Below are 22052 nucleotides of genomic sequence, written 5' to 3'. Positions count from 1 at the left end.
CCTGAGCCGAGCAAGAGGGTATCACCCCGGCCTGATCCGAAGGAGGCAGACCCATGCGCGCTGAGGCCCAGAACCTTGTCGAGAGCATCCGCAAGAGCCTGAAGCTGCTGTGGCAGCGCATGGACGGCGAAACCGCGAAGCACCGGCTTGAAGAATTCAACGCCATCATCGAGGATCCCGAGCTGTGGGGCGATCCCGCGCGTGCGCAGAAGCTGATGCGGGAGCGGCAGTCGCTGCTGGACGCGGTGTCCAATTACGACAGCATCGACCGCGATCTGAACGACAATGTCGAACTGATCGAACTCGGTGAGGCCGAGGGCGACGATGAGGTCGTGCGCGAAGCCGAAGCCGCGCTCCGCTCCCTGAAGGAGACTGCGGCGGAGAAGGAGCTGGAGGCGCTGCTGGACGGAGAAGCCGACGGCAACGACACCTTCCTTGAGATCAACGCGGGGGCGGGCGGAACGGAAAGCTGCGACTGGGCCTCCATGCTCGCGCGGATGTATGTCCGCTGGGCGGAGAAGAAGGGTTATACCGTCGAAATGATCGCCGAGACGCCGGGGGAGGAGGCGGGCATCCGCTCCGTCGCCTACAGGATTTCCGGCCACAATGCCTATGGCTGGCTGAAGTCCGAGTCCGGCGTGCATCGCCTCGTGCGGATTTCGCCCTATGACTCCGCCGCCCGGCGGCATACCTCGTTCAGCTCCGTCTGGGTCTATCCGGTCGTGGACGAGAATATCGAGATCGACATCCCCGACCGTGATATCCGCATCGATACCTATCGTTCCTCCGGCGCGGGCGGCCAGCACGTCAACACCACCGATTCCGCCGTGCGCATCACCCACCTGCCCACCAATATCGTCGTGACTTCCTCCATGAAGTCGCAGCACCAGAACCGGGAAGCGGCGATGAACGCCCTTCGCGCGCGCCTCTATCAGCTCGAACTCGACAAGCGGAACGCGGCCATCAACGCCGCGCATGAAAACAAGGGCGATGCCGGTTGGGGCAACCAGATCCGTTCCTATGTGCTGCAACCCTACCAGATGGTGAAGGATCTGCGCACAGGGGTGGAAACCTCGGACACGCAGGGCGTTCTGGATGGGGATCTGGATCAGTTCATGGCGGCGACGCTCGCGATGGACGTGGCTGGCAAGAGCCGTGCGGAAGCCAACGCCGAGGTCTGAACCCCGCCGTAGAGACCGCTCCTGCGCGGGCTCGGGCGTCACGTTCTGCGGCACCCGAGCCGGTTCATGCGACAGTTACTTCGCGGCGGCAACCACGATGACCTCGACCTTGTAATCCGGCGCGGCCAGTTTCGACTCGCCCGTCGCACGAGCAGGCGTATGGCCGGGCGCGACCCAGGCATCCCAAACTGCGTTCATCTCGGCGAAATCGGCGATGTCCGCGAGCCAGATCTGCGCGGAGAGGATGCGGGTCTTGTCCGAACCCGCGGCGGCCAGAAGGCGGTCAACCTCGGCGAGAGCGGCCTCCGTCTGTTCACGGACGCTGGTTCCCGGCGCGCCGATCTGCCCGGCAAGGAAGATCAGGCCGTTGTAGACGACCGCCTCGCTCATGCGGGCGCCGGTTTCGAGACGGGTGATGTCGGACATGGATGTCTCCTTCTGTAAGGCAGGATGCCGCCAGCCTCCTAGCGCGGCGCGCGTCCTGTCGCCAGCAGGAAGGGGAAGAGGCGGCCTCATATCTACCGAAGGGTTTGCAACCGGTGCGACCGATCTTGGTCCTGTCGGGGAATGGAGGTGGAAGGGCCTTCCATCGTGGGCCTACGCGGAGCAATGTCGGGCCAGACGGCATCCAGATCAGGGATGCATCCTATGGCGGCGGCGTTGGGATGGCCGCGCAGCATGCGACAGTCAGTGCCAGGACTCGCGTTTGACCGTGGCGGAGGGGAGGCAGCCCCTGACCAAATGCCGGGAGCGGAGATTCCCTTCGATTCCCGAGCGATCAAAATGCTCACACGCATCCCGCAATCGAGGACCGCGGAAGACGGTGACCGTCCCCTCACCAGGTGAAGGCGGTTAGAAAGCGCATCCCTACAGCAGCGATGTAGAGAAGATCTCCATCCTGAGGCCAGCTTCAGGCCATCAGCGCGTGCCGAGGAGGCGGTTGGTCACGGAGGAAGACAGCATTCCCTTGCACGTCGCGTCGTAACCGGGTTGCGACACGACCCAAGCGGGCTATTCCTCCGGCGCGTAGCTTCCGTCCTCGCGGTGGCGCTCATTGCCGGAGAGAGGAGGGTTGAACACGCAGACCAGCCGCAGATCGCCCTTTGTCGCCCGCAGCACATGCGCGTCATTCCGGTCGAGGGCATAGAGCGTGCCGGGCCGTATAGGCCAGGTCCGCCCGGTTGCCACCTCCGTCACCTCGCCCTCCCCGGCGATGCAATAGTTGGCTTCCAGGTGGTGCTTGTATTCCAGATGCAACTCCTCCCCCTCCTTCACCAGCGTGTCGTGGAGGGAGAAGCCCATGCCGTCCGGTTTCAGCAGGATGCGCCGGCTTTCCCAGCCCGGACCAGTTGCATGGTTCGGGCCGGAGATCACGTCGTCCAGAGACCTGACGATCATCGCACGCCCCGGATCATGCCGACGATATCATAGGTTTGGTCGATGACGGGCGCGGCGATGGCGTTGGCGCGTTCCGCCCCGCGGGCGAGGATCCGGTCGATCTCCGCCGGGTCGGAGGTGAGACGCCGCATCTCGCCCGAGATCGGGGTGAGTTGCGCGACGGCCAGATCCGCGAGCGCCGGCTTGAACGCGCCGAAGCCCTGACCCGAGAACTCCGCCACCACGGCCTCCGGGCTGGTGCCGGCGAGGGCGGCATAGATATTGACGAGGTTGCGCGCCTCCGGCCGGTCCTTCAGCCCCTCCAGCGTTTCGGGCAGCGGCTCGGCATCCGTGCGGGCCTTGCGGATCTTGCTGGCGATGGTGTCGGCATCGTCCGTCAGGTTGATGCGGCTCATGTCGGACGGGTCGGATTTCGACATCTTCTTCGACCCGTCACGCAGGCTCATCACCCGCGTCGCGGCGCCCTCGATCACCGGTTCCGGCATCGGGAAGAAATCGACGCCGTAGTCATGGTTGAACTTGGCCGCGATGTCCCGGGTCAGTTCCACATGCTGCTTCTGATCCTCGCCGACGGGAACATGCGTGGCGTGGTAGAGCAGGATGTCGGCGGCCATCAGCGCGGGATAGGCGAACAGCCCGAGCGACACGGCTTCGGCATTCTTGCCGGCCTTGTCCTTGAACTGGGTCATCCGGTTCATCCAGCCGAGCCGTGCGACGCAATCGAAGATCCAGGCGAGCTGCGCATGGCCGACAACCTGGCTCTGGTTGAACAGGATGGAACGCTCCGGGTCTACGCCGGAGGCGATGAACCCCGCCGCCAGTTCCCGCGTCGCGCGGGTGAGGTCGGCCGGATCCTGCCAGACGGTGATCGCATGCATGTCCACGATGCAATAGATCGTCTCGATCCCGTTGTCCTGAGCGGCGGCGAAGCGTTTCAACGCGCCGAGATAGTTGCCCAGTTGCAGGTTGCCCGAGGGTTGGATCCCCGAGAACACCCGTTGCGGGAAGACACGAGGCGTTTGGACCGGCTCGGTCATGATTTTTCTCCGTCTGGATTATATGGTCCGGTCGGCTTATCGCTGGCCCATCATCGCGTCAACAGAATGCCGGACATGCACGATCCAGACCGCTCCCCGCTCAATCCCCTGCCATTCGTCGTCTGGGTGCTTGCAGGCCCCGTCGCCGCCATAGAACTGCTGCTCAGCCTCGCGGATCGGGGGATCGTCGGCGGCGGGCTGGGTTTTACCTGGCGGGTGGAAGCGATCCAGCGGTTCGGGTTCTCGGGCCAGATCTTCGACTGGATGGTGGCAAACCACTTCTATCCGGCCGAGCAGATGATCCGGTTCGTGACCTATCCGTTCTTCCACGCGTCGTTCACGCATATGATGTTCGTGTTCGTCTTCATCCTCGCGCTTGGCAAGATGGTGGGGGAGGTATTCTCCACAGTCGCGGTGCTGGCTGTGTTCTTTGGCTCCGCCATCATGGGGGCGCTGGTCTTCGGGCTGCTGCTTGACGATCCGGCCTGGCTTGTAGGCGGATATCCGGCGGTTTACGGGCTGATCGGAGCATTCACCTTCCTGCTCTGGGTGCGGGCAGCGGGGCAGGGGTCGGGGCGCCTGCGGGCATTCGGGCTGATCGGGACGCTGCTGGGTATCCAGCTCCTCTTTGGGGCGCTGTTCGGCGGCTCCAACGAATGGGTGGCGGACCTGTCGGGTTTTGCCACGGGATTCGGACTGTCCTTCGTGGTTTGCCCCGGCGGCTGGCGCCGGGCGCTCGCCCTTATCCGTCAGCGCTGACGGCGAACCATCCTGAGCAGGTCGGCGAGCTTCATGACGCCGAACACGATGGCGGTGACGAAGTAGACCGCCATTCCCGCGCCGCAAAGGATGAACAGCGCGAGCACCCGCGTACCCTTCTGCGTGAGCATGCCATCCAGCACCTGCGCCGCCCCCCAAAGGAACAGGCCCATCACCGCCGAGGCGATCAGGATACGCACAAGGTTCTTCAGGAACCGCGGGTCGAAGCGGACGGCCTCGCCCATGCTGCGGGATCCCCACCAGAGCTGGAACACCATCGCCCATGAGGCGATCGTCGTGCCGATGGCCGCCGCGATGAAGCCCAGCCAGTAGGACAGGCCAAAGGCGAGCAGCGCGTTCACGACCATGGCCACGATGGCGTAATGGAAGGGGCGGCGCGTATCTTCCCGCGCGTAAAACACCGGCTGGAGCACCTTCTGAAGCGTGAAGGCCGGCAGTCCGGCACCATAGACGATCAGGGCCAGCGCGGTATTTGCCGAGTCCGCAGCCGTATATTGCCCCCGCTCGAAGATCACGCTGATGATCGGCCCGGCGATGACGATGAGTGCCACGGCGGCGGGCAGGGTCAGGAACAGCGAAAATTCCCATGCGCGGTTATAGGCGGTACGGCTGCCGCCGATATCACCGGCGCGGAGCCTGCGCGAAAGCTCCGCCGTCAACACCACGCCGACCGCCGCCGCGACGACGCCGAGCGGAAGCTGATAGATGCGGTCGGCATTGGACAGCCACGCGATAGCCCCATCGTAATAGGAGGCGACCTGCCGCCCGACGACGAGGTTGATTTGCACGATCCCGCCCGCGAACACGGCGGGCATCGCCACACGCACCAGCCGCCGCATGTCGGGCGACAGCCGCGGCCATGAGAGACGCATGGAATACCCTTCCTTCCGCGCTGCATGCCAGACCAGCAGGAGTTGCAGCACCCCCCCGACCGGCGTGGCCCAGCTCTGCGTCAGGCCCATCTCCCAGCCGTAGTGGATGGACAGGCCGAAAGCGATCAGGAAGACGATGTTCAGCACCGCCGGCGCCATGGACGCGACGGCGAAGCGCCCCGTCGCATTCAGCACGCCCGACAGCATCGCGGTGAGCGAGATCAGCAGGATATAGGGGAAGCAGATGCGCCCGAAGGTCACGGCGATATCGAACCGCTCATCGCCCTTGAAACCGGATGCCATCGCCAGCACCAGCCACGGCATCGCCACATGAGCGATCATCGTGAGCACGATCAGAATGGAGGCAAGGCCGGAGAAGGCGTCCTGTGCGAACCCCTTCGCATCCTCCCCCGCCTCGATCTTCTTGGCGAAGATCGGCACGAAGGCGGTATTGAACGCGCCCTCGGCAAAGATGCGGCGAAACATGTTGGGCAGGGAGAAGGCGACCAGAAACGCCTCCGCCACCGGGCCGGAACCCAGATAGGCGGCGATGATCACGTCGCGGATGAAGCCGAGCAACCGGCTGGCGAAGGTCCAGAATCCGACGGTCAGGAAGCCGTGCAGCAGGCGTATCTGCCGCATTCTAGCTGCGCGCCCTCTCTGCCCCTTCGTCCACCGCCTGGCGGAGTTTCTTTTCCAGCGCCTCGGCGCGCTGCCGAGAATGGATTTTCAGACCGAACATGTCTTTCACGTAGAAGGTGTCCACGACCTGCGCGCCATAGGTCGCGATCTGCGCCGAGGCGATGTAGATGTTGTTGGAGGCGAAGGTCCGCGCGAGATCGTAGAGCAGGCCCGGACGGTCGCGCGTATCCACCTCCACGATGATGTAGATTTCCGATCCGTCGTTGTCGATGGTGATCGCGGTCGGGAAATGAAATCCGCGTTCCCGCTTCTTCACCTTGTCGCGATCCTTCAGTGCCTCGCGGGCGACGACCTCACCCTTCAGCGTCCGCTCGATCATGTTGCGCAGGCGCGGCAGCTTGCCGGGATCATAGGGCGCGCCTTCGGCATCCTGCACCCAGAAGGCCGCAGTGGCGTAACCGTCCTTGGAGGTGAAGGTGCGGGCATCGACCACATTCGCCCCGACAAGCGCCAGCGCCCCCGCCAGCCGGGCGAAGATGCCGGGATGATCGGCGAGGGCAAAGCAGACACGGGTCGCGTCCCGGTCCTGATCCGGGGTGAGGTCGATGCGAATCTCGTCATCCCGGATACCGCGGAGCAGGTGGGCGAACACCACCTGTGTGTCGAGCGGCAGTCCCTGCCAGTAGGGTCCGTAGTGCCTCTGCGTCTCTGCCCGCAGGTCCTTCCGGTCCCAGTCGGAGAGCGCGGCACGGAGCGCCCGTTTCGCCTCCGCCTCCCGGTGGGGGCGGTGCGCGGCCTCCAGCCCCATGTCCAGCACGGTCGCCGTCTCCCGGTAGAGCCGGTCGAGCAGCATGGCCTTCCAGTTGTTCCAAGTGCCGGGACCTACGCCGATGATGTCGCAGCAGGTGAGCAGGTAGAGCAGGTCGAGCCGCCGCCGGGACCGCACTGTCCGGGCAAAATCCCGCACCGTGCGCGGATCGGAAAGGTCGCGTTTCTGCGCTGCGTCCGACATGACGAGGTGGTTGCGGACCAGCCATTCGACCAGCTCCGACTCCTCCGCGTTCAGCCCCAGCCGCGGCGCCACGCGCCGGGCGATCTGCGCGCCGAGGATGGAGTGATCCTCCGGCCGCCCCTTGCCGATGTCGTGCAGCAGCAGCGCCACATAAATCACCCGGCGGTTCACGGTGCCTTCGGCCATGATATGCGTGGCGAGCGGCAGTTCGCGCGCCAGCTCCCCCCGCTCTATCATCGCGAGGGTGGAGATGCATTGGATGGTGTGCTCGTCCACCGTGTAATGGTGATAGACGTTGAACTGCATCATCGCCACGATCGGCTCGAACTCCGGCATGAAGGCCGCCACGACGCCGAGTTCGTTCATCCGGCGCAGGCTCCGCTCCGGGTTGCCGTGCTTCAGCAGAAGGTCGAGGAAGATGCGGTTCGCCTCCCTGTCCTGACGCATGTCCTCGTCGATCAGGTCGAGATGCGCGGCGACAAGCCGCATGGCGTCGGGGTGGATCAGGTGGCCCGTCCGCAGGCCTTCCTCGAAAATCCGCAGCAGGTTCAGCTTGTCCGACAGGAACGCCTTCTCATCGGCGACGGCGATGCGGTTGTGGCGGAGGACATAGCCCTCATGCAGCCGTTTCGGACGTCGGAACAGCCCTACGGTGACGGGCGTCGTCTTGACATGCCGTGCCTCGAGCGCCGTCAGAAAGATACGCGTGAGTTCGCCCACCTTGGTCGCGTGGCGGAAGTAGTCCTGCATGAAGAACTCGACCGCCCGCCGCCCCGCGCCGTCCTGATAGCCCATGCGGGGGGCCACCTCCAGTTGCAGGTCGAACGTCAACTGGTCCGTCGCGCGGCCCGTCAGGTAGTGCAGGTGGCAGCGCACCGCCCACAGAAACCGCTCCGCCCGGTCGAACGCCGCGAACTCATCCGCCGTGATGAGGCCCAGCCCGACGAGATCGGACACTTCCTCCACGCCCGTCACGTATTTCGCGATCCAGTAGAGCGTCTGGAGGTCACGCAGGCCGCCCTTGCCCTCCTTCACATTGGGCTCCAGCATGTAGCGCTGGCCCTGCCGCTTGTGCCGCTCCGCCCGTTCGGCGAGCTTGGCTTCCACGAATTCTGCGGCTGTGCGGGAGAAAAGCTCCTTGCGCAACCGGCTGTGGAGCGTCTTGGCCTGCCCCTTGTCGCCGGTGATGTAGCGCTCCTCCAGCAGGGCGGTCCGGACGGTGATGTCCTCCCGCGCCTGGCTCAGACATTCGGCGATGGAGCGGCTGGCGTGCCCGACCTTCAGCTTCAGATCCCACAGGATGTAGAGCATGGATTCGATCAAGGTCTTGACCGGCCCATTCTCCGCATCGGGTGTCAGGAACAGCAGGTCCACATCCGAGAAGGGGGCCATCTCCCCCCGTCCATAGCCCCCCACCGCAAGCAGCGTGACCTTCCGATAATCCAGACTTTCGGCGGGCAGAAGGTGGCGCCGCACCACCTCCAGGACTGTCCGTACGACCTGATCGGTCAGCCAGCTTATGGAAGCGACAGTAATGTCGGAATCCAGCGGTTTCGCCAGAAATGCTTCCCTGATCGCGTTGAAGCCGCGCTGACGTTCCGCGCCGATCCGGGCGACAGCGACGGCGCGAAGCGCCCGCGCATCGGGCGCCTCCAGACCGGCGATCTCGGTATCGATCTGCTCCAGCACCGCCTCGGCGTCGAACAGAGCGGCGTCCGGCAGGATCAGCGCCGCAGCCGTGGTATCGTTTTCCGGCGTCGCCGCCGCATCAGGAACCGGCACCGCTGAAGCTTCTGGGGGCATTTTCCACCACCTCGACCCTGTTGTCGCGGAGTTGCGCAACAGCCAATGCCCTTTGGTTACTGCCGTCTGCGGTGAATCGGAAGACGCCATTCGCACCGACGAAGCCGGAAGGCTGGGTCAGAGAGGCCCGGCCCAGCGGATCCGCCCGGCCCGAACGAACAGCGGCACCGATGGCGGCGATCCCGTCATAGGCCAGTGCGGCCAGCGGATGAGGTGCGGCGCCATAGGCCCCGGCATAACGGGCATTGAACTGCGCCGTGATGGCGGGATCGGGTACGGCGAAATAGCCACCCTGAAGCGATGGCGTGGTAACCGCACTTGCCGGAACGTCCCAACGCGTCAGGCCATAGAAAGCGGTGACATTGGGGTCGATGCCGTTGTCGCGCAGAAGCTGCGTCAGCATGGGCAGGGCGCCCGCCGTCCCCGCGGTAAAGAACACGCCGCTCGCACCGGTATTGCGCACGGTGGTGGCGATATTCGGCGCGGCGGCCGTCACGCCCTGCTGCGACAGTTCATAGCTCTCAGCGCCGGCGACGCGGATGCCATTGGCGGCGGCGGCCGTTTCGATCGCCCGACGCCCCACCTGACCGGAGGCGTCAGGATCGCTCACCACGACGATGTCGCGACGGCCCTGACCGGCCGCGAACCGCATCAGCCGATCGGCGGAATTGGCGAATGTCTGGCCCAGAACGAAGACGTTTCCGCCCGCGATATCGGAATTGTTGGAGAAGCTGAGCACGTTTATCCCGCGAGAGGCAACGGCGCTTCCCGCAGCGTTGGCATCCTGCGCATGGATCGGCCCCAGAATGATCTTCGCGCCTTCATCCGCGGCCCGGAGCGCCATGGCGGAGGCCTGCGTCGGGCTGCCCGCCGTGTCATAGACCCGCAGATCGATACTTACCCCCTGAAGATCCGCGATGGCCAGACGCGCCGCGTTTTCGAGGTTCTGTGCAACCAGACGGTCGCTCGCATTCGCGCTCTGCGGCAAAAGGAGGGCGACCTGCACAGGCTGAGAGGGGTTGATGGTGCCGCGACTCACATTGCCGGTCGGCGCGCAGGCCGCAAGCGCTCCTGCCGCCAGAAGTCCGGTTGCGCTGCGGAAGAGGTTGCGGATACCGATCGGGCGGGTGAAAAACGGGCGACGTGTCACGGCGTCGGTCATGCGGCTATCCCTCTGGCTGACGGCCCGTTGGACCGGGCGTTCAAGCGAAGTCTAGGGCGACCTCACGGAAATGCTAGGTGGGGCCGGCGCATAAGTAAACAGAAGGCGGCAAAGATGCATTCCATCGGCGAAAGGGGGCCGCTCGCCCCCGGCCTGTATTTCATCGCGACGCCGATCGGTGCCGCGCGGGATATCACCTTGCGCGCGCTCGATATTCTGGCCACGGCGGATGTTCTGGCGGCGGAGGATACCCGGACCCTGCGGCACCTGATGGAGATCCATGGCATCCCGCTGGGCGACAGGCCGCTCGTCGCCTATCACGACCACAACGGAGAGGTTGCGCGGCCGCGCCTGCTTCGGGCGCTGGGGGAGGGGAAATCGGTGGCGTATGCTTCGGAAGCAGGGACACCGCTGGTTGCCGATCCGGGCTTCCAGCTTGGCCGTGCCGCGATTGCGGAGGGATTCACCGTCACCTCTGCACCCGGCCCGTCGGCAGTGCTCGCGGCGCTGACCGTCTCCGGCCTGCCCAGCGACCGGTTCCTGTTTGCAGGTTTTCTTCCCCAGCAGGGGGGCCCGCGGCAGAGAGCGCTGGCAGGCCTCTCCGACATCGCCGCGACGGTGATTTTCTATGAATCTCCCAAGCGCGTTCACCGATTGTTAGGGGAACTGAGCGCATCATGGGGAGGAGATCGGCAGGCGGTCGTCTGTCGCGAACTCACCAAGAGGTTCGAGGAGGTGAGCCGGGGCACGTTGGAGGAGCTGGAGGCGGCTTTCGCCGGGCGGGATGTAAAGGGGGAAGTCGTGGTTCTGGTCGACCGGCCCGGCGAGGGGCAGGCAGACCCAGCGGCGGTGGAGGAAGCATTGCGGGAGGCTTTGGGGCGTCTGCGGGTGAAGGATGCCGCTGCGGAAGTTGCCGCGAGATTCGATCTGCCGCGACGCGATGTCTATCAGACGGCGCTCACACTGCAGGGAGAGAGCAAGGATTAGCATGGACGGCGCAACGCGATATCACTCGGGGCTGGCGGCGGAGGCTTCCGTCCTTCGGCATTATAGTCAGCTGGGCGCACGCTGCCTTGCAGAACGCTGGCGCGGGCGTGCGGGAGAGATCGACCTTATCTTCCAGCAGGGGGAGGACGTGATTTTCGTCGAGGTGAAAAGGGCGGCGACCATCGCGCGCGCAGCCGAACGTCTTGGCCCCCGGCAGAGCATGCGGCTGCTGCGCGCGGCGGAGGAATACCTTTCGCATTTGCCAGCGGGCCTGTCCTCTCCTTCCCGCTTCGACGTTGCGCTCGTGGATGCCACGGGTCGTGTCGAAACGCTGCAAAACGCGCTGATGGCCTGAGGCGGGCCGATTGCATCGCAGCCGGGCTTGCGTCATTCAAGGGCAGAAGCTTCTCGGGAGACAGGCATGACCCTGAACGTCGCCATCCAGATGGACCCGATCGGTCCGGTCAACATCGATGCGGACAGCACCTTCCGCATTGCGGAGGAGGCGCAGAAGCGCGGTCACCGGCTGTTCTATTATACCCCGGACAAACTCTACTTCCGGGAGGGAGAGGTCAGGGCGAAGGGGTATCCCCTTACGGTTCGCCGCGTGAAGGGTGATCACTTCACGCTGGGCGATCTGGAGGATGTGCGGCTTTCCGACTTCGACGTGGTCTGGCTCCGGCAGGATCCGCCCTTCGACATGGCCTATATCACCACGACCCATCTGCTCGACCTCATCCATCCCGGAACGCTGGTGGTCAACGATCCCTTCTGGGTGCGGAATGCGCCCGAAAAGCTGCTGGTGCTCCAGTTTCCCGACCTGACGCCGCCGACCGCCATTGCCCGCGATCTGGACACGATCCGGGCCTTCAAGGCAGACCATGGGGATGTCATCCTGAAGCCGCTCTACGGCAATGGCGGCGCGGGGGTGTTCCGGCTGGACGAGAATGACCGGAACCTCTCCTCGCTCTATGAGCTGTTCACGGGGTTCTCGCGGGAGCCACTGATCGTCCAAAAATTCCTCCCCGCCGTGGTGAAGGGTGACAAGAGGATCATTCTTGTGGACGGAGAGCCGGTCGGCGCGATCAACCGGGTGCCGCAGGCGGGGGAAACACGTTCCAACATGCATGTCGGCGGCAGGCCGGAGAAAGTCGCCCTGACGGAGCGGGACAGGGAGATTTGCGCGGCCATCGGGCCGACCCTGCATGAGAAGGGGCAGATCTTCGTGGGAATAGATGTCATCGGCGACTGGCTCACGGAAATCAATCTGACCTCGCCGACAGGGATCCAGGAACTTGAGCGATTCGACGGCACGAATACGGCGGAGGCGATCTGGAAGGTGATCGAGGCGCGCGTCCGCCGCTGAAATCGCTCTAAGGGACGGGAACCGTCTTCGGTGTTCTGCGTTGGCCCCGCAGAACAAATGCTCCCTCAGGAGAAGCCGATGACCAAGACCGATGATATCCGCCGCTCGATCGAGAGCCAGATTTCCGACCTGCAGCAGCAGCTGCAAAGCCTGCGCGGCGATCTGTCAGAGCGTGGGCACGAGTTTTATGATGTGGCGCAGGATCATGCGCAGGTGGCGGCGAAGCAATTCCGCACCCAGGCGCGCGTCATGGGTGACGTGGCCCGCGAGAACCCGGGCAGCGCCGCGACGGTTCTGTCGGTCGTGGCGCTGACCTGCCTTGGCCTTGGGTATCTTGCAGGCCGTTCCTCCGCCGAAGATCACTGGTAAGCTCCGATCAGGCTCTTCCGATCTGCGTGGCGGCCAGATCGGTCTTTGTGAAAGACCGCCGAATTCTCGCCCTTCAGGCTAGGAGGAATGGATGGAAGGTTCTGCTCAGGTCGGCTGGATCGCAGCGATCATCATAGGCGGCATCGCCGGTTGGGCCGCATCTGCCCTTATGAAAAGCGATACAGGCGTTTTTCTGAACGTCATTCTCGGTATCGTCGGCGCGGCAGTTGCCAGTTTCTTGCTCGGCTTCCTGGGTGTCGGTTTTGGCGGATGGCTGGGCTATCTCGTTGCTGGCGTGATTGGCGCATGCATTCTTATCGCGCTGGCGCGAATGTTTCGTGGAGCACGATAGGATCACCTCTTTGGAGAAGCTGGCGCGGGCTTGGTCCCGCGCCTTTTTCATGGCTGGGCCACATCTTCGAGGCGAAGTTGCACCCGCTGCCGCCCCTGCCATTCATCCACTTCGACACGCCCCGCAACATGCAGGCGGGAGCCCTCCTTCAGCGCATCTCCCAGAGCAGTTCCCGCGGCGCTGAAGGCGATACCCTCCACCGTTCCCGTTCCGTCAGAAAACCGCACGCGCATGTGGCCGTTGCCGAAGACTTTCACCGATGACACCCTCTGGTCGGGAAAAGCGAATCTCGGGGCCCGGGCGCCCGCGCCAAAGGGCCCTGCGGTTTCCATCTCCCCGATCATCTGGATCGTCGCCGCGCCGGAGGTCAGAAGGCCATCCAGCTTCAGATCTGCCGGCCCCATCGTTCCTGCACCCTGACGGGCCAGCAACTCCCCCAGCCGCGCCATCGCCTCTTCCATGCGGGAGGGATCCACCGTCAGGCCAGCGGCCATTTTGTGCCCACCGCCGCGCAGCAGCAGCCCTTCCGAGGCGACACGATGAATCGCTGCACCCAGATCGACGCCCGCGATGGACCGCCCCGATCCCTTGCCTTCTCCCGCACTCAGCCCGATCACGACGGCAGGGCGGTTGGTCGCCTCCTTCAGGCGGGCTGCCACGATACCGACCACGCCGGGATGCCAGCCTTCGCCCGCGGCCCAGACGAGCGGCCCGTCAAGTCCTCGCGCCTCGGCCTGGGCAAGGGCGGCTTCCCTCACCCGGGCTTCGATGTCCCGCCGCTCGGTATTGAGCGCGTCGAGCCGCGCGGCAAGCGCCTCTGCCTCATGCGGGTCATCCGTCGCAAGCAGCCGCGCCCCCAGATCGGCCGCGCCGATCCGCCCGCCCGCATTCACGCGCGGACCGAGCAGGAAGCCGAGGTGATAGGGGGTCGGGGCGCGGTCCATCCGCGCGACATCGGCGAGCGCGGTGAGCCCCGTCCGCTCCCGCCGCCCCATGACTTTCAACCCCTGTCGAACAAAGGCCCGGTTCACGCCGACAAGCGGCGCCACGTCGGCAACCGTCGCAAGTGCCACGAGATCGAGCAGGGCTATCAGGTCCGGCCCGCTGACGCCCTCGCCTCGGAGCTGGCGATTGGCCTCCACCAGCATCAGGAACACGACGGAAGCCGCACAGAGGTGGCTGAGATCGCCACTCTCATCCTGCCGGTTCGGGTTCACGACGGCCAGCGCGTCGGGCAGCGTCTCACCGCCGAGATGGTGATCGAGCACCACGACATCCGTCCCGGCGGCGGCAGAGATCGCCTCATGCGACAGCGTCCCGCAATCCACGCAGACGATGAGATCGTGCCCCTCCGCCAATTTCCGCATCGCGGGCGGATTGGGGCCATAGCCTTCCTCGATCCGGTCGGGAATGTAGAGCGTGGCGGGATGGCCGAAATGCCGCAGCCATGTGATGAGCAGCGCGGCGGAGGAGCCGCCATCCACATCATAATCGGCAAAGACGGCGATCCGCTCCCGTCGTTTCAGCGCGGCGAGAAAGCGCCGCGCGGCCAGCTCCATATCGCGGAGGCTGAGCGGATCGGGGAGCAGGTCGCGGAGTGCGGGGGCGCAGTAAAGCGCGGCATCCTGGGCCGTCACCCCTTGCCGGACAAGCACCCGGCAGAGGGGTAGAGGCAGGCGCGTGGCCTGCGTCATCGCTTCGGCGAGGCGGTCCTCCTCTATCCCGGGACCGACCCAGCGCCGCCCGGTCGCGGACCGCTCGACGCCAAGGAAGGCGGGGCGGAGGAGGGCCGCCGCGTCGGTCACTTCACCGGGTTGCGGTAGCTCATCCGGCGGACGGAGCCGGTCTTGGACCGCATGAGGATGGTTTCGGTGGTGATGAAGCCGATTTCGCGCTTGATCCCGTGGACGAGGTTGCCATCCGTCACGCCGGTCGCGGCGAAGATCACGTCGGCCGTGACAAGGTCGTCGCGCTGATAGACGCGGTCGAGGTCGTCGATCCCGGCCTTCCGCGCCCGTCCGATTTCGTCGTCATTGCGGAACAGCAGCCGCCCGTAGAACTGACCGCCCAGGCATTTGAGCGCAGAGGCGGCGAGAACCCCTTCCGGTGCGCCGCCCGAGCCCATGTAGATGTCGATCCCGCTGCCGGGCGTCGCACAATGGATCACCCCCGCAACGTCGCCGTCCGTGATGAGCCGGATCGCCGCGCCCGTCGCACGAACCTCGGCGATGAGATCCTGATGGCGGTCGCGCTCAAGGATGCAGGCGGTGATGTCGGAGGGCTTGCCGCCCTTCGCCTTCGCCAGCCGCTCGATCCGTTCGGTGGGCGACATGGCGAGCGTGACGATGTTCGTCTCATAGCCCGGGCCTATGGCGAGCTTCTCCATATAGGTGTCCGGCGCGTGCAGAAGCGTGCCCGCGGGCGCCATGGAGATCACGGTGAGCGCGTTGGGCATGTCCTTTGCCGTCAGCGTCGTGCCTTCGAGCGGGTCGAGCGCGATGTCAACTGCCGGCCCTTTGCCGGTGCCGACTTTCTCGCCGATATAGAGCATCGGGGCTTCGTCCCGCTCCCCCTCGCCGATCACCACCGTCCCGGCGATGTCGAGCATGTTGAGCTGGTTCCGCATGGCGTTGACGGCGGCCTGGTCCGCGGCCTTCTCATCCCCCCTGCCGACGAGATGGGCGGACGCGATGGCCGCCGCCTCCGACACGCGGGCGAGGCCCAGAGAAAGCATGCGGTCGTGGAACTCAACATCATTCGCCATTCGGCCTGTCCCCTTGCGGTTCGTTGTTCGGTGCCATTGGTTTATCCCCGTGCAGGCGCAGAAACAAGGCTGCCTCGGGGGAGAGGCAGCCTTGCCGGCAGGACATGGCGGCGGAAGGCGTCTTTCAGACCGCCTCGATCCGGATGGCCACGGGCTCGCCCACGACGACGCCGGTATCGCGGAATCCTGCGAGCGCCACGTCGATGGAATCGCGCATGGTGCGATGGGTGACGATGACGACCGGCGCGGTCGGCTCGCTATGCCCATACTGGCGCATCCGGTCGATGGAGATCCCCGCGTCGCCCAGTTGCGTGGCAATCCGGGCCAGCGCGCCGGGTTTGTCCAGAAGCGTCATGCGCAGGTAGTAGGGCGCAGGCACGGCGGCCTTGGCCGGAATGGCGTGTGTCAGGCTGCTTGCCGGGCGGCCGAAAGGCGGGATCCGCACGCCGCGGGCAATGTCGATCACGTCGCCCATGACCGCGGAGGCGGTCGGCCCTTCGCCGGCGCCGGGGCCACGGAGCACGATCTGGCCCACGGCATCGCCCTCCAGCACAACCATGTTGGTGCCGCCCTCGAGCTGGCCCAGCGGGCTTTGCGCGGGGACGAGGCAGGGCGTCATCCGCTGCTCCAGCCCGCGGCCCGTCATCTGCGCCACGCCCAGAAGCTTGATACGGAAGCCGAGGTTTCCGGCATGCCGGATGTCGTCGATGGAGATCTGGCCGATGCCTTCCAGCTCCACCGAATCAAAGTCCACCTCGGTTCCGAATGCGATGGCGGAGAGGAGCGAGAGCTTGTGCCCCGCGTCGATCCCATCCACGTCGAGGCTCGGATCCGCCTCCAGATAGCCGAGCGCGCGGGCCTCCTCGAACACCGTCTCATAGGGGAGTCCCGCGCTTTCCATCCGGGTCAGGATGTAGTTGCAGGTGCCGTTCATCACGCCCATCACGCGCTTGATCTCGTTGCCCGCAAGGCCTTCGGTCAGTGCCTTGATGACGGGGATGCCGCCAGCGACGGCCGCTTCGAACCGGAGCGCCGTTCCCGCGGCTTCCACCTGCCTGGCCAGTTCCTGACCATGATGGGCGAGCAGAGCCTTGTTTGCGGTCACGACATCCTTGCCCGCGGCGATGGCGGCTTCGGTCGCGGCCTTCGCGGGGCCATCGGATCCGCCCATCACTTCCACCACGACATCCACATCGTCCCGGCGGGCCAGCGCCACGGGATCATCCTCCCAAGCGTAACCCGAGAGATCGACGCCCCGGTTGCGCTTGCGGTCGCGCGCCGAAACGGCGGAGATCGTGACGGGGCGCCCCGCGCGCGCCGTAATGAGGTCGGGATGCGTCTGAATAATGCGGATCACGCCGGTGCCGACGGTGCCGAGTCCGGCGAGGCCGAGGCGCAGGGGCGTGGTCATGGTATCCTCCAGTGCAAAATCCAGCCCGCGTCTGTTAGCGGCTTGCAGAGGCTACCGCAACGCCCGCTTTATGCGCAGGCGGAGGCGTGGCGTCGCTGCACATCCACCTCACGCATCGGGCTATTGGTCGAGGTTGCGGTTTTGCAGCAGTCGCGCCCGGCGCGCAGTCTCCGCTCCGGCCGCCTGCACCTGAGCGGTATCGTCCGTGGTGACGCGCGTTGTTGCCTGCGCAAGCAGCGGGCCTGTGGGCACGATCTCCGGGTAGGGCTCGCGCCTGGCCTCCGCGCTTCCCAATGTGCGGATCTCGGGCGCATCCGGCGGGCTGCACGCGGAAAGCAGGCCTGCGGCGAGTGCAACCAGCAGAAGGGGCGGGCGGATTGGCAAGGCGTTCTCCGGGAAGGTTTCACATGCGCCGGTGTCAGAGTCGCATGGGCCGCAAGGCTGTGCAAGCCGAAGGGCGAGCGCGCTTCCAGCGCATCGGTCTGCCATCCCGCCGGCCAGACAGCGAATTGGCGTGTCATCGCGCCGGCCTGACCACGCACCGGCCCGACATCGCGAAGACCTGCCCGCGCAGACCTGGCACAGCATCGGCTTGGAACTGAACGATTGTTCAGTTAAGGCTGAACGCATGGCGCGCACGACAGGTTCCCGATCCGATATCACCCGCCAGCGTTTGCAGGATGCCGCGCTGCGTCTTTTCGCGGCCGAAGGCTATGCCGCCGTCTCCATGCGGCGGATCGCGGCGGAGGTGGGTGTGCAGGCGGGCGCACTCTATCTCTACACTCCTGACAAGCAGACCCTGCTGTTCGACCTCATGCATACGCATATGCAGGACATCCTCTCCGCCTGGGAGGGGGAAGCGCCCTTTGGGAGTGATCCCCGCGCGCGACTCGATGCCTTCGTCGCGTTCCACCTGCGTTTCAACCTCGACCGCCCGGAAGCGGTTTTCGTCTCCTACATGGAACTCCGCAGTCTGGAGCCGGCGAACTTCGCTCTGATAGAGGGCCTGCGCCGCCGATATGAGGATGCCCTGGAAGCGATCCTGTCCGAAGGCGTAAGGGCCGGGGTCTTTCGTATCGCTGATACGCGTGTCACCACGCTTGCGCTCATCGCGATGCTGACAGGGGTCAACACTTGGTATCGCTCTGGCGGACGGTTGAGCAGGGAAGGCGTCACCCGGCTTTACACCGGGCTGGCCCATGGAACAGTGGGGGCGATGAACGCCCCCAACTCCTGAACTACCGGCCTTGCAGGATCACAGACCCTTGGAGCGATAGGCCGTCGCGACCCGCCCGATCGCGACCATGTAGGCCGCCATGCGGAGATCATGCACATCGCCGCGCCCGTTCCAGATCTCGCGCATGGACTGGTAAGCCTCGCGCATCGTGTCATCGAGACCCGAGCGCACATGCTCGATCTCTCCCGCGCCGCGGAGATACTGCTCCTTGAAGCCGGGCGACAGCGTCCAGTCCAGGCCCTTGTCCGCGGCGAGCCGCTCAAGCTCATCGACGAGCAGACGGTGACGCGCCTCCTCCTGCCGCCGTTCCATCCGGCCGAACTTGATGTGCGAGAGGTTCCCGACCCATTCGAAATAGGACACCGTGACCCCGCCGGCATTGGCATACATGTCGGGCAGGATCACGACGCCCTTCTGCCTGAGGATTTCGTCCGCCCCCGCGGTGATCGGCCCGTTCGCAGCCTCGACGATCAGGGGCGCCTTCACCTGCGCGGCATTGTCGAGATTGATGACGCCCTCCATCGCGGCGGGGATCAGGATATCGCACTCCGTCTCCAGAAGCTTGGACCCGTCACTGATGAAGGTCGCGAAGGGATAGCCCTTCACGCCGCCCTGCCGGCTGATCCACTCCTTGACGGAAAGCACGTCCAGCCCGTCTTCCGAATAGATCGCGCCGTCCCGCTCGATGATGCCGGTGATCTTCGCGCCGTCTTCCAGCGACAGGAACTGCGCGGCGTGAAAGCCGACGTTGCCGAGGCCCTGGACGATGATCCGCTTGCCGTCCAGCCCGCCGGAGAGATGCGCGCGCCGCACATCCTCCGGGTAGCGGAAGAATTCACGGAGCGCGTATTGCACGCCGCGCCCTGTCGCCTCCACCCGCCCGGCGATACCGCCCGCATGGACAGGCTTGCCGGTGACACAGGCGGCGGCGTTGATGTCGGTGGTATGCATCCGCGCATACTGGTCGGCGATCCACGCCATCTCCCGCTCTCCCGTGCCCATGTCGGGGGCGGGGACGTTCTGGGACGGGTTGATGAGGTCGCGCTTGATGAGTTCGTAGGCGAAGCGGCGGGTGATCCGCTCCAGCTCGTGCTCCTCCCATTCGCGGGGGTCGATGCAGAGCCCGCCCTTGGAGCCGCCAAAGGGGATCTGCACCAGCGCGCATTTGTAGGTCATCAGCGCGGCCAGCGCCTCCACCTCGTCCTGATTGACGGTGGGGGCATATCGGATGCCGCCCTTCACCGGCTCCATATGCTCCGAATGCACCGACCTGTAGCCGGTGAAGGTGTGGATCTGCCCCCGCAGGCGCACGCCGAAGCGGACGACATAAGTGGAGTTGCAGACCCTGATCTTCTCCTCCAGCCCGGGGGAGAGATCGAGAAGCTTCACGGCGCGCCCATACATGAGATCGACGGAATCGCGGAAGCTCGGTTCGACTGCGGTCGCCATTGGAATTCCTTCTGATTTCGCAGCGAGTCCATGCGGATCTAGCATGGCGTGACGTAGCGTCGATAGCGGCAGAATGGCACGCCGGGCATACTGTGGCTTTTGCCGCCTCCCGGGCGTTGCCCCACCCCGTTCGGGTTGCGCGCGCCACACGGTCGTTACCCTCCGGCGCGATCGGGTCTGAGGCATGGACAGAGACGACGGTTCACCGGATAATCGGCGGATGAGTCTTCCCCCCGGTTTCCTTGATGAACTGCGCTCGCGTCTTTCGCTGACCCAGGTGGTCGGGCGCAAGGTGTCGTGGGATCTGCGCAAGTCCAACCAGGGGAAGGGTGACATGTGGGCGCCCTGTCCTTTCCATCAGGAGAAGTCCGCCTCCTTCCACGTCGATGACCGCAAGGGCTTCTACTACTGTTTCGGCTGCCACGCGAAAGGCGATGTGATCACCTTCGTCAAGGAGACGGAGAACGTTGGCTTTATCGAAGCCGTCGAAATCCTTGCGCGCGAAGCTGGCATGCCCATGCCCCAGCGCACCGCCGGAGAGCAGGAGCGCGCGGATCTCCGCTCCGGGCTGGTAGAGGTGATGGAGGCGTCCGTACGCTTTTACCGGCTGCAGCTTGCGGGCGGGGCAGGGGCTGCGGCCCGGGACTATCTGGATCGGCGCGGGCTCGACATGGCGGGGCGGGAGCGGTTCGGCATCGGTTATGCGCCGGACAGCCGGACGGCGCTCTGGTCGCATCTGACGGGCGCGGGCATCGCGCCGCAGCGGATCGTGGAGGCCGGGCTGGCCATCGCGCCGGATGACGGGGGCACCCCCTACGACCGGTTCCGGGGGCGCATCATGTTCCCGATCAGGGATGCACGGGGGCGGTGCATCGCCTTCGGCGGAAGGGCGTTGGATCCGAACGCGCGGGCGAAATACCTGAACTCGCCGGAAACGCCGCTCTTCGACAAGGGGCGGACGCTCTACAACATCGGGCCGGCGCGGGAGGCGGCGGGGAAGGGCAACACCCTTCTGGTCGCCGAAGGCTACATGGATGTCATCGCGCTGTCGGAGGCGGGTTTCGGCGCGGCGGTGGCGCCGCTGGGAACGGCAGTGACGGAGGAGCAGCTCCGCCTTCTGTGGCGGATTGCCGATGAGCCGGTGGTGGCGCTGGACGGCGACAAGGCCGGGATTCGCGCGGCGCTTCGTGTGGTGGACTTGGCCCTGCCGCTTCTGGAGGCAGGCAAGAGCCTGCGGTTCGCCCTGCTTCCCGAAGGACGTGATCCCGACGACCTGATCCGCGCCGAGGGCCGCGGCGCGATGCAGCGGGTCATCGACCGGGCCGAACCGATGGTGAGCCTGCTGTGGCGGCGGGAAACCGAAGGCCACGTCTTCGACAGCCCCGAGCGCCGCGCCGCACTGGACAAGCGTCTGCGCGAAGTGCTGCGCACGATTCGCGACCCTTCGCTCCGCCGCCATTATGGCGAGGAGATCGCCCGCCTCCGACAGGACCTGTTCGGGCGCGGGGCCGCTGCTCCGCGCAGCCGATTCGGCGGGCAGAGCCGCCGGGGCAAACCGGCAGTGCCCGTCGGTCCGGCGCCGGCCACCCGCCGCTCCCTGCTGGCGACGGCGGACGGGGTGGAGGATTCGCTGCGGGAAGCGGTGATTCTCGCAACGCTCCTCACACATCCTGCACTTATCGAGCGATTCGAGGCGGATCTGGAAGCGACGGAGATGATCTCTCCTGATCATCGTGCCCTGAGGATAGCAATCCTGCGCAACAGTCAGGCAGAACCGGAAGGGATACAGGCAAAAATAGCCTCCGAGGCCGCGCCCGCCCTTGAAAAACTGTGGAGTTCAAGCCATGTGACCATCGCACCCCCGATCCGCAATCAGGGCGATATTGAACTGGCCGAGATGTGTCTGGCCGAGGAATTCGCCAAACTAGACGCGCGACGCGGGGCCAGGAAAGAGATCGAGGACGCTGTGGAGGACCTCGGCGGAGTGGTTGACGAGGGGCTGACATGGCGACTCGGTCGCGCCGCTGAGGCGGTCGAACGCGCCGGAAGAAGACATCACGAGGATGCCAGTGACCTGGGAGAGGACCGCTCGGCCCTGTCGCGGCATCTTCAGACACTGATTGATAGGGAGATCTGGGTGAAGAACAGGAAGCCTCGATGACGTATCGGCTGTGATTCGGCTGAACGATTCGATAAACCGCACCCATGATTCGGACCCCCGAGGAGAGCG

General features: G+C 65.4%; 20 protein-coding genes. 9 read left to right on the top strand and 11 right to left on the bottom strand.

Going from position 1 to position 22052, the window contains the following annotated elements; translation table 11 throughout:
* Nucleotides 1-53: 53 nt before the first annotated feature.
* Nucleotides 54-1181, top strand: a complete 1128-nt coding sequence (gene prfB, locus RT513_RS00870; protein WP_088213863.1) for a peptide chain release factor 2 — start codon at nucleotides 54-56, stop codon at nucleotides 1179-1181.
* A gap of 75 nt (nucleotides 1182-1256) precedes the next feature.
* Here prfB and RT513_RS00865 read toward each other — a convergent pair whose 3' ends face one another.
* The 3 genes from RT513_RS00865 to trpS all read right to left on the bottom strand — a co-directional run bounded on the left by RT513_RS00865 (nucleotide 1257) and on the right by trpS (nucleotide 3616).
* Nucleotides 1257-1607, bottom strand: a complete 351-nt coding sequence (locus RT513_RS00865) for a RidA family protein (protein WP_088213862.1) — start codon at nucleotides 1605-1607, stop codon at nucleotides 1257-1259.
* Nucleotides 1608-2192: 585 nt separating this feature from the next.
* Entirely contained in the window at nucleotides 2193-2579 is a 387-nt protein-coding gene (locus tag RT513_RS00860; protein ID WP_088213861.1) for an ectoine synthase, read from the bottom strand.
* Complete coding sequence (gene trpS, locus RT513_RS00855; RefSeq protein ID WP_290689535.1) at nucleotides 2576-3616, bottom strand: tryptophan--tRNA ligase; 1041 nt, start codon at nucleotides 3614-3616, stop codon at nucleotides 2576-2578. The genes RT513_RS00860 and trpS overlap by 4 nt, the downstream gene beginning before the upstream one ends.
* Nucleotides 3617-3691: 75 nt before the next feature.
* On the opposite strand from trpS, the gene RT513_RS00850 reads away from it, so the two are divergent.
* On the top strand, nucleotides 3692-4375 hold the full coding sequence (locus RT513_RS00850) for a rhomboid family intramembrane serine protease (RefSeq protein ID WP_088213859.1): 684 nt from the start codon (nucleotides 3692-3694) through the stop codon (nucleotides 4373-4375).
* Here RT513_RS00850 and murJ read toward each other — a convergent pair.
* From murJ to RT513_RS00835, 3 genes are read right to left on the bottom strand one after another with little or no spacing between them, the layout of a single operon-like run.
* Entirely contained in the window at nucleotides 4366-5910 is a 1545-nt protein-coding gene (gene murJ / locus RT513_RS00845; RefSeq protein ID WP_290689532.1) for a murein biosynthesis integral membrane protein MurJ, read from the bottom strand. The genes RT513_RS00850 and murJ overlap by 10 nt on opposite strands.
* 1 nt (nucleotide 5911) lies before the next feature.
* Nucleotides 5912-8725 carry a [protein-PII] uridylyltransferase gene (locus RT513_RS00840; RefSeq protein WP_290689530.1) on the bottom strand — a complete coding sequence of 938 codons (2814 nt, stop codon included), beginning with the start codon at nucleotides 8723-8725 and terminating at the stop codon, nucleotides 5912-5914.
* Nucleotides 8691-9887, bottom strand: a complete 1197-nt coding sequence (locus RT513_RS00835) for a penicillin-binding protein activator (protein ID WP_088213856.1) — start codon at nucleotides 9885-9887, stop codon at nucleotides 8691-8693. The genes RT513_RS00840 and RT513_RS00835 overlap by 35 nt, the downstream gene beginning before the upstream one ends.
* 114 nt (nucleotides 9888-10001) lie before the next feature.
* Here RT513_RS00835 and rsmI point away from each other — a divergent pair, with 114 nt between their 5' ends.
* The 5 genes from rsmI to RT513_RS00810 all read left to right on the top strand — a co-directional run bounded on the left by rsmI (nucleotide 10002) and on the right by RT513_RS00810 (nucleotide 12961).
* Complete coding sequence (gene rsmI, locus RT513_RS00830; RefSeq protein WP_290689527.1) at nucleotides 10002-10874, top strand: 16S rRNA (cytidine(1402)-2'-O)-methyltransferase; 873 nt, start codon at nucleotides 10002-10004, stop codon at nucleotides 10872-10874.
* A 1-nt stretch (nucleotide 10875) separates the two neighbouring features.
* Nucleotides 10876-11229: a YraN family protein gene (locus RT513_RS00825; RefSeq protein WP_088213854.1), complete on the top strand. Its 354-nt coding sequence runs from the start codon at nucleotides 10876-10878 to the stop codon at nucleotides 11227-11229.
* 66 nt (nucleotides 11230-11295) lie between these two features.
* A complete protein-coding gene (gene gshB, locus RT513_RS00820) occupies nucleotides 11296-12240 on the top strand; it encodes a glutathione synthase (protein ID WP_290689525.1) in 945 nt (314 codons plus the stop codon).
* A 78-nt stretch (nucleotides 12241-12318) separates the two neighbouring features.
* Nucleotides 12319-12609: a hypothetical protein gene (locus tag RT513_RS00815; RefSeq protein ID WP_088213852.1), complete on the top strand. Its 291-nt coding sequence runs from the start codon at nucleotides 12319-12321 to the stop codon at nucleotides 12607-12609.
* Nucleotides 12610-12700: 91 nt separating this feature from the next.
* Nucleotides 12701-12961 carry a GlsB/YeaQ/YmgE family stress response membrane protein gene (locus RT513_RS00810; RefSeq protein WP_088213851.1) on the top strand — a complete coding sequence of 87 codons (261 nt, stop codon included), beginning with the start codon at nucleotides 12701-12703 and terminating at the stop codon, nucleotides 12959-12961.
* A gap of 47 nt (nucleotides 12962-13008) precedes the next feature.
* Here RT513_RS00810 and recJ read toward each other — a convergent pair whose 3' ends face one another.
* From recJ to RT513_RS00790, 4 genes are all read right to left on the bottom strand, one after another.
* Entirely contained in the window at nucleotides 13009-14766 is a 1758-nt protein-coding gene (recJ, locus tag RT513_RS00805) for a single-stranded-DNA-specific exonuclease RecJ (RefSeq protein ID WP_290689519.1), read from the bottom strand.
* A complete protein-coding gene (glpX, locus tag RT513_RS00800; protein WP_088213850.1) occupies nucleotides 14763-15725 on the bottom strand; it encodes a class II fructose-bisphosphatase in 963 nt (320 codons plus the stop codon). Before glpX ends, recJ begins: the two co-directional genes overlap by 4 nt.
* Nucleotides 15726-15849: 124 nt before the next feature.
* A complete protein-coding gene (locus RT513_RS00795; RefSeq protein ID WP_290689516.1) occupies nucleotides 15850-17136 on the bottom strand; it encodes a homoserine dehydrogenase in 1287 nt (428 codons plus the stop codon).
* 120 nt (nucleotides 17137-17256) lie between these two features.
* The gene (locus RT513_RS00790) at nucleotides 17257-17520 is read right to left on the bottom strand and encodes a hypothetical protein (RefSeq protein ID WP_290689514.1); all 264 of its coding nucleotides are present in this window, start codon (nucleotides 17518-17520) and stop codon (nucleotides 17257-17259) included.
* Nucleotides 17521-17764: 244 nt separating this feature from the next.
* On the opposite strand from RT513_RS00790, the gene RT513_RS00785 reads away from it, so the two are divergent.
* Nucleotides 17765-18373: a TetR/AcrR family transcriptional regulator gene (locus RT513_RS00785; RefSeq protein ID WP_290689512.1), complete on the top strand. Its 609-nt coding sequence runs from the start codon at nucleotides 17765-17767 to the stop codon at nucleotides 18371-18373.
* Between the two features lie 18 nt (nucleotides 18374-18391).
* Here RT513_RS00785 and RT513_RS00780 read toward each other — a convergent pair whose 3' ends face one another.
* Nucleotides 18392-19822 carry a Glu/Leu/Phe/Val family dehydrogenase gene (locus tag RT513_RS00780; RefSeq protein ID WP_088213846.1) on the bottom strand — a complete coding sequence of 477 codons (1431 nt, stop codon included), beginning with the start codon at nucleotides 19820-19822 and terminating at the stop codon, nucleotides 18392-18394.
* A gap of 220 nt (nucleotides 19823-20042) precedes the next feature.
* Here RT513_RS00780 and dnaG point away from each other — a divergent pair, with 220 nt between their 5' ends.
* Nucleotides 20043-21983 (top strand): DNA primase, encoded by a 1941-nt coding sequence (dnaG, locus tag RT513_RS00775; RefSeq protein WP_290689510.1) that lies wholly within the window; start codon nucleotides 20043-20045, stop codon nucleotides 21981-21983.
* Nucleotides 21984-22052: the final 69 nt, after the last annotated feature.

The organism is Haematobacter sp. (assembly GCF_032102465.1).
Taxonomy (GTDB): domain Bacteria; phylum Pseudomonadota; class Alphaproteobacteria; order Rhodobacterales; family Rhodobacteraceae; genus Haematobacter.
Note: the sequence above shows the minus strand (reverse complement) of the source record. Positions and strands in the feature narration are given on the sequence as shown.